The sequence below is a fragment of the Mycobacterium sp. genome, assembly GCF_032162605.1.
Lineage (GTDB): Bacteria > Actinomycetota > Actinomycetes > Mycobacteriales > Mycobacteriaceae > Mycobacterium.
Window position 1 is genome coordinate 1 of the sequence record NZ_JAVROT010000537.1, and the last position, 6,956, is coordinate 6,956.

The 6,956-nt window shown below is 66.8% G+C and carries 7 protein-coding genes; all 7 read left to right on the top strand.

Annotated elements, in window-relative coordinates; translation table 11 throughout:
• Nucleotides 1–309 precede the first annotated feature (309 nt).
• The gene (groES, locus tag QOI01_RS29675; RefSeq protein WP_056556946.1) at nucleotides 310–612 is read left to right on the top strand and encodes a co-chaperone GroES; all 303 of its coding nucleotides are present in this window, start codon (nucleotides 310–312) and stop codon (nucleotides 610–612) included.
• 94 nt (nucleotides 613–706) lie between these two features.
• Complete coding sequence (groL, locus tag QOI01_RS29680; protein ID WP_526386739.1) at nucleotides 707–2,329, top strand: chaperonin GroEL; 1,623 nt, start codon at nucleotides 707–709, stop codon at nucleotides 2,327–2,329.
• A gap of 95 nt (nucleotides 2,330–2,424) precedes the next feature.
• The gene (pdxR, locus tag QOI01_RS29685; RefSeq protein ID WP_526386741.1) at nucleotides 2,425–3,903 is read left to right on the top strand and encodes a MocR-like pyridoxine biosynthesis transcription factor PdxR; all 1,479 of its coding nucleotides are present in this window, start codon (nucleotides 2,425–2,427) and stop codon (nucleotides 3,901–3,903) included.
• A 74-nt stretch (nucleotides 3,904–3,977) separates the two neighbouring features.
• Entirely contained in the window at nucleotides 3,978–4,388 is a 411-nt protein-coding gene (locus QOI01_RS29690; protein WP_526386743.1) for a cupin domain-containing protein, read from the top strand.
• Nucleotides 4,389–4,393: 5 nt separating this feature from the next.
• A complete protein-coding gene (locus QOI01_RS29695; protein WP_526386747.1) occupies nucleotides 4,394–5,362 on the top strand; it encodes an NADP-dependent oxidoreductase in 969 nt (322 codons plus the stop codon).
• 131 nt (nucleotides 5,363–5,493) lie between these two features.
• A complete protein-coding gene (locus QOI01_RS29700; RefSeq protein WP_526386745.1) occupies nucleotides 5,494–6,078 on the top strand; it encodes an HD domain-containing protein in 585 nt (194 codons plus the stop codon).
• A gap of 674 nt (nucleotides 6,079–6,752) precedes the next feature.
• A partial coding sequence (locus QOI01_RS29705; protein ID WP_526386749.1) for a threonine/serine exporter family protein occupies nucleotides 6,753–6,956 on the top strand: 204 nt, incomplete at its 3' end.

A 6,956-nucleotide genomic window follows, 5' to 3' on the forward strand; every position in this document is an offset into this window, starting at 1 on the left:
CCGGAGTAGAGGCTTGGGTCGGCCAGACCGATGTCAAACGGCGTGTGGCCGCGGCCGATGTTGAGGTCGACATCGACTCCCCGGATTTCAAGCCCGTGAATGCCTTCAAAACTAGTAGGCACCGGCCCACCCTTGAGTGCTAGCACTCGCGTGTATAGAGTGCTAGGTGGCAGGCGGCCAAACCCCGCTCCGGCTCCCGCGACGACGGCGTGAGGTCACGGACGCTTGCCGAACAACTGGTAAGTGCTGGTAATCCGTGAAGGTCCGGGATCTACCCCGGATCGCACCCCAACAAATGTGGAGGGCTCCATCGTGGCCGTGAACATCAAGCCACTCGAGGACAAGATCCTCGTTCAGGCCAATGAGGCCGAGACTACGACCGCCTCCGGTCTGGTCATCCCCGACACCGCCAAGGAGAAGCCGCAGGAAGGCACCGTCGTCGCAGTTGGCCCAGGCCGCTGGGACGAGGATGGCGAGAAGCGCATCCCCCTGGACGTCGCCGAGGGCGACACCGTCATCTACAGCAAGTACGGTGGCACCGAGATCAAGTACAACAACGAGGAGTACCTGATCCTGTCGGCACGCGACGTGCTGGCAGTCGTCTCCAAGTAAGCATCAGTGTTCCGCCCCGGAGATCCCCGTCAACGCGGGTGATTTCCGGGGCGGCATGCGTTGTGTCCCATTTACGTAGTCAGAAAGTACACACATGAGCAAGCAGATTGAGTTCAACGAGACTGCGCGCCGGGCCATGGAAGCCGGTGTCGACAAGCTCGCCGACGCGGTCCGCGTGACGCTTGGCCCGCGTGGCAGGCACGTCGTGCTGGCCAAGGCGTTCGGTGGCCCCGTCGTGACCAATGACGGCGTCACCATCGCCAGGGAGATCGACCTCGAGGATCCGTTCGAGAACCTCGGTGCGCAGCTGGTGAAGTCGGTGGCCACCAAGACCAACGACGTCGCGGGCGACGGCACCACCACCGCGACCGTGCTGGCGCAGGCGATCATCAAGGCCGGCCTGCGCAACGTGGCCGCGGGCGCCAACCCCATCGAGTTGGGTCTGGGCATCGCCAAGGCCGCCGACGCCGTGTCGGAGGCTCTCCTGGCCGCCGCCACGCCGATCTCGGACCAGAACGGCATCGCCCAGGTCGCGACCGTGTCGTCGCGTGACGAGGTGATCGGTCAGCTCGTGGCTGAGGCCATGACGAAGGTCGGCCACGACGGCGTCGTCACTGTGGAGGAGTCCTCGACACTGAACACCGAGCTCGAGGTCACCGAGGGTGTCGGCTTCGACAAGGGCTTCACGTCGGCCTACTTCATCACCGACTTCGACGCACAGGAAGCCGTCCTCGAGGACGCGCTGGTGTTGCTCAACCGCGAGAAGATCAGTTCGCTGCCGGACCTGCTGCCGCTGCTGGAGAAGGTCGCCGAGTCGGGCAAGCCGCTGCTGATCATCGCCGAGGACGTCGAGGGCGAAGCCCTTTCGACGTTGGTGGTGAACGCGATTCGCAAGACGCTGAAGGCCGTCGCCGTCAAGGCGCCGTTCTTCGGCGACCGCCGCAAGGCGTTCCTGGACGATCTCGCGGTCGTCACGGGTGGCCAGGTGGTCAACCCCGACGTCGGGCTCCTGCTGCGTGAGGTCGGCCTCGACGTGCTGGGCACCGCCCGGCGCGTGGTCGTCACCAAGGACAGCACCGTGATCGTCGACGGTGGCGGCAGCAAGGACGCGATCGAGGGTCGCAAGTCGCAACTGCGCGCCGAGATCGAGGCCACCGACTCCGACTGGGACCGCGAGAAGCTCGAAGAGCGGCTGGCCAAGCTCTCCGGGGGCGTTGCGGTCATCAAGGTCGGTGCGGCAACCGAAACCGATCTGAAGAAGCGCAAGGAGGCGGTGGAGGACGCGGTCTCCGCAGCCAAGGCCGCCATCGAAGAGGGCATCGTCACCGGTGGTGGCTCCGCCCTCGTCCAGGCCGGGTCTGTCCTGAAGTCGCTGCGCGAGTCGCTGAAGGGTGACGAGGCGCTGGGCGTCGACGTGTTCGCGTCGGCACTTCCCTCGCCGCTGTACTGGATCGCCACCAACGCCGGGTTGGACGGCTCGGTGGTGGTGAACAAGGTGTCGCAGCTGTCTGCAGGGCAGGGCTTCAACGCCGCAACGCTGGAGTACGGCGACCTGCTCGCCGACGGCGTCGTCGACCCCGTGAAGGTGACCCGCTCAGCGGTGCTCAACGCGGCGTCGGTGGCTCGAATGATCCTGACCACTGAGACCGCGATCGTCGACAAGCCTGCCGAGCAGGCAGACAACGGCGGCCACGGCCATCACGGCCACAGCCACTAGGTAGTGCGGACGAGGCGCCCCGGTCACGCGACCGGGGCGTTTCGCCGTCGCGCCTTGGAACGTGAGCCGCCGGACGACGTGTTCTAGGTTGAATCATGGCCGTCTCCCGTTCGCGAGCGTCGGCTCTCGGCCGCCGTCCGGCCGCGACCCCGGCGACGAGCACCGACGTGCACCCAACGACTCCGAGCGCAGTCGCCGGACTGGACCTACACCTGGAGCGCCCCGGCGGCAGGGTGCGTGACAGCGTGATGGACGCCATCCGCGACGCGATCCGAACGGGGCGATTGGTGACGGGGACGCGGTTGCCGTCGAGCCGGGCGCTGGCCGCCGATCTGGGCGTCGCGAGGAACACCGTCGCGCGTGCATACGCCGAACTCATCGCCGAGGGCTGGTTGTCAGCACATCAAGGCTCGAGCACCTTGGTCTCGCAACGTGCCGCCGAGGTCGTCCGGTCCGTCGCCGCACCGCCTACGCGTCAGGCGCTACGCCGGTTGGACCACGACCTGCGGCCTGGTCATCCGGACCTGTCGTCGTTTCCCCGGGCCGACTGGAGCCGCGCGGTCACACGCGCGTTGAACGCGGCACCGTTCGAGGCGTTCGGGTACGCCGACCCGCATGGCCGACCGGAGCTTCGCCACGCTGTCGCGCAATATCTCGCTCGGGCGCGCGGGGTTCGGGCCCAACCGTGCAACATCATCGTGTGTAGCGGAGCCGCTGAAGGGCTGAGCCTCCTCGCGGGCGCCTTGGCGAACGCCGGGGTCGCCGCCGTGGCCGTCGAGGAGTTTGGCCTCCCCGCTCAACGGGCGTCGCTCACCAAAGCGGGGTTGCGTTGCCCCCCACTGGCCGTCGACTTCCATGGCGCCGACGTCATGGCGCTGGAGGGCATGGCCGAGGTGGGCGGTGTGCTGCTCACCCCGTCGCACCAGTTCCCGCTCGGTGTGTCCTTGCATTCCGACCGCCGCGCGGCCGTCATCGACTGGGCGCGAAGAACCGGTGGAGCGATCATCGAGGACGACTACGACGGCGAGTTCCGCTACGACCGCAGCCCCGTCGGTGCGCTGCAGGGCGTCGATCCCGAACACGTGGTCTACCTGGGCACGGTGAGCAAGTCGCTGGCGCCCGGCCTTCGGCTCGGCTGGCTGGTCCTGCCGGGACGACTCGTCGAGGCGGTGGCCCGGCAGAAGGGCGAAACCGAGGAGACCTGCGGCTTCGTCGAGCAGTTGGCGATGGCCGAGTTCATCGGGTCAGGTTCCTACGACAGGCACATCCGCACCATGCGCGCGCAGTATCGGCGGCGCCGCGAGCAACTCGTCGCAGCGGTCGTTCGGTCATCACCGAAGACCGCCGTGAGCGGAATGCCCGCGGGCCTGCACGTGATGCTCGAGGAGCTCGGTGCCGACGAGAGCGCACTGTCTCGTCACCTGGCGTGGCGACGGCTCGGCGTGGAGAGTCTCGATCTGTATCGCCATCCCGAAACTGACAGCGGGCGTGATGGTTTGGTGGTCGGGTTTGCGGCGCCGGCGCCGAGCGCATGGTCGGCAGCCTTGGATGCGCTGATCCGACTGTTGCCCTGACACGCTCGACTGGCCCCTACGCGCCGCGCCCTACTGGCCCACGGCGGGAGCGGGTCCGCCGTTAGCGTTGAGGCATGTTGATCACAGGCAACTCGAGAGTTGCCGACCTATTGAGCGTCACCCCGCCCCCGATCGCCACGGGTGCGCACGCGACGACGCAGCTCGTCGAGCTTGCCCCGGCGGACGCCGGACTGGCCCCACATCGACATTCCGGACCGGTGTTCGGTTACATGTTGCAGGGCAGGATGCTCTTCGAGCTCGAGGGGGAGGCGCCCGTCGAAATCGTTGCGGGAGAGGCATTCTGGGAGCCGGGCGGTGAGGTCGTGCACTATCAGACGAGAAATCTGGACCCGACGGACTGGAGCCGCTTCGTTGCGGTGTGCATCTGCGCACCCGGCGTCGACATGATCACCATGCTCGAGCCGCAAGAGATCGAAGCCCGCGATGCCCTACGGCATCGCAGCGTTCGCCCGGATGCGCCGTGAAGACCATGCAGGCGATCATCGCGCAGGACCGCGCTGCCGGCACCGACGGGTTGGCGCTCGCGGACGTGCCCTACCCCCATGCTGCGGAGAACGACGTCATCGTCCAAGTGCACGCAGCGGGGTTCACCCCGGGTGAGCTGGACTGGCCGGGCACCTGGACCGACCGGGCCGGACGTGATCGGACACCGACCGTTCCCGGCCACGAGGTGTCCGGGGTGGTTGCCGAGTTGGGTTACGGGACCACCGGGCTGACCGTCGGCCAGAGGGTCTTCGGGATCACCGACTGGTGTCGTAACGGCACGCTGGCCGAATTCGTCGCAGTGGAGGCGCGCAACCTGGCCACCCTGTCGGCCGGAGTGGACCACGTCGTCGCTGCCGCGCTGCCGATCTCAGGCCTAACGGCTTGGCAGGGACTGTTCACCCACGGACACCTCGGAGCCGGGCAGACCGTCTTGATTCATGGCGCTGCGGGCGGTGTCGGTTCGGTTGCGGTGCAACTGGCGCATGAAGCGGGGGCTCGGGTGATCGGCACCGGCCGCACTGCCCACCGCCAGACCGTGCTCGATCTGGGCGCGGAGGCCTTCGTGGATCTGGACCGCGACCCGCTGGAGAGCGTCGGCGAAGTGGACATGGTGTTCGACGTGGTGGGCGGTCAGCTCCTGGATCGCTCGGCGGCGTTGGTCCGTTCGGGCGGTGCGCTCGTCAGCATCGCTGAACCACCGCGATCCCAGCCCAACGACGGACGGGCCGTCTTCTTCGTCGTCGAACCCGATCGGGTGGGGCTTGCCACACTGGAGCGCAGGCTTCGAGAGGGGCGGCTGCGTCCGCTCGTCGGGGCGACGTATGCCATCGAAGACGCTCCTGCAGCGTTCGACCCGACCCGCCGCGGCCACGGCAACGGCAAGCCGATCATCCGCGTCATCGACGATACGCAGCCGACCATCAGTGATTCGTCGCTCGGAGACGGCAAGTGACGGAAGCCATTGCCGCAGAGCCACGTCCGTCGCTGTCGGGTATCAACGTGCGCACCGTGAAGCTGACGAGCAGCGGCGAGTAGTAAGTCTTCAACGACTGTGTCGTGAAGGAATAGAAAGAAGGAAAACCGATGACAGACTTTCCGCAGACGCCGGCGGCGACCGCCGCACTCGCGGTGGCTGCGCGCTTCTACTCGCCGGCGCTACTCAATCACTGCGTCCGTTCGTACTCATGGGGAGCGATGTACGGGGCAGCGCACGGCATCGCCTTCGACGACGAGCTCCTGTACGTCGCGGCGATGCTTCACGACATCGCTCTCACCGACGCCTTCGACAGTCACCGAGTGCCCTTCGAGGAGGCGGGCGGCGACCTGGCATGGGTGTTCGGGGTGGCGGCCGGGTGGCCGGCTGATCGGGCGGCCCGGGCAATGGAGATCATCGTGCTGCACATGCGCGACGACGTCTCGTCGACCGTCGACCCAGAGGCGCACATCCTGCAGGTCGCTACCAGCTGGGACGTCGTCGGGCGGCGGCCGGAGGAGTTCCCAGCGGCGGCAAGGACGGAGATACTCGCGCGCTATCCCAGGCTGGAGTTCGGTGGCGAATTCCTGGCGTGCTTCGAAGACCAGGCGGCCCGCAAGCCGGGCAGCGCGGCCGCCGCATCGGTGGCCAACAATGCTGCCGGCCGCATCAAGGCCAATCCGCTCGACGGCTAGCTGGGTATCCGGTGGCGCTGCGCTGAGCTAATCGCTCGACGCCGTGGCGCTGGCCCGCATGTTCGCACCAGCTACTGAAGGCGTCGATTCCCGCCAGGGAGTGCTCCTGTTCCGCGCTCTCCGGCAACGGGCCATTACGGCCATCGGTCTCATCGCACGTACGGTGCAACTGCACCCGCTTGTGACGAGACTCGTCGAGTCTGAATGAGATCCACTGCGACAACGCAATTGGCATTCCATCTCTGCGGGCCCACCGGCGATCACTGTTCACTCGGTGCCTGCACGCGTAGGCGCGCCCGCCCTGTCCGTCCAGTGTTGACGTGCCTACTTCCTCCGTGCCCATCCCTGCCGGCACCCGCATCGCCTGGAAGCGCCGAGGCCGGCGAGGTGTGCTGATTCTCACTGGCGAGACGGCTGATGCGCGAAGTTGTCATGAGTAAAATAGGTTTTGCTCCTTACCTCATCATCGACGAAATGCGACCTCGAGGAAGCGAGCGCTAGCGAATGCGTGAGGCGAGCTTCGGTGTCGGCTTGCTTCGACGTCCGAGTTCGTCATCCAAGAGGAGGGAATTGTTGTGGAGTTGACCCGTGATCGTGCGGGCCAGCCATGGCGGGCACGTCATCGCGAGATCTTGAACCGAATCGTTCGGGAAACCGAGCCACCGACCGACAGCCTGCCGCGGATGACGAAGTCGAGGAGCGCAGAGCTCGACGACGCGTACAGCGCGCGGGTGGGCGAGGTGCTCGATCTGGCCGGGAGTATCGGTGCCATCCTGATGGCGTCCGGGATGCCGGCGACCGCCACGATGGACCAGGTGACAGCCATCACCGCTGCGTACGGTATCGAGCGCTGCGAAGTCGACGTCATCAACACGACG

Bases quoted from the DNA above. Each gene is read 5' to 3' on its own strand.
- groL (WP_526386739.1), top strand. From the start codon at position 707: ATGAGCAAGCAGATTGAGTTCAACGAGACTGCGCGCCGGGCCATGGAA.
- pdxR (WP_526386741.1), top strand. From the start codon at position 2,425: ATGGCCGTCTCCCGTTCGCGAGCGTCGGCTCTCGGCCGCCGTCCGGCC.
- QOI01_RS29690 (WP_526386743.1), top strand. From the start codon at position 3,978: ATGTTGATCACAGGCAACTCGAGAGTTGCCGACCTATTGAGCGTCACC.
- QOI01_RS29695 (WP_526386747.1), top strand. From the start codon at position 4,394: ATGCAGGCGATCATCGCGCAGGACCGCGCTGCCGGCACCGACGGGTTG.
- QOI01_RS29700 (WP_526386745.1), top strand. From the start codon at position 5,494: ATGACAGACTTTCCGCAGACGCCGGCGGCGACCGCCGCACTCGCGGTG.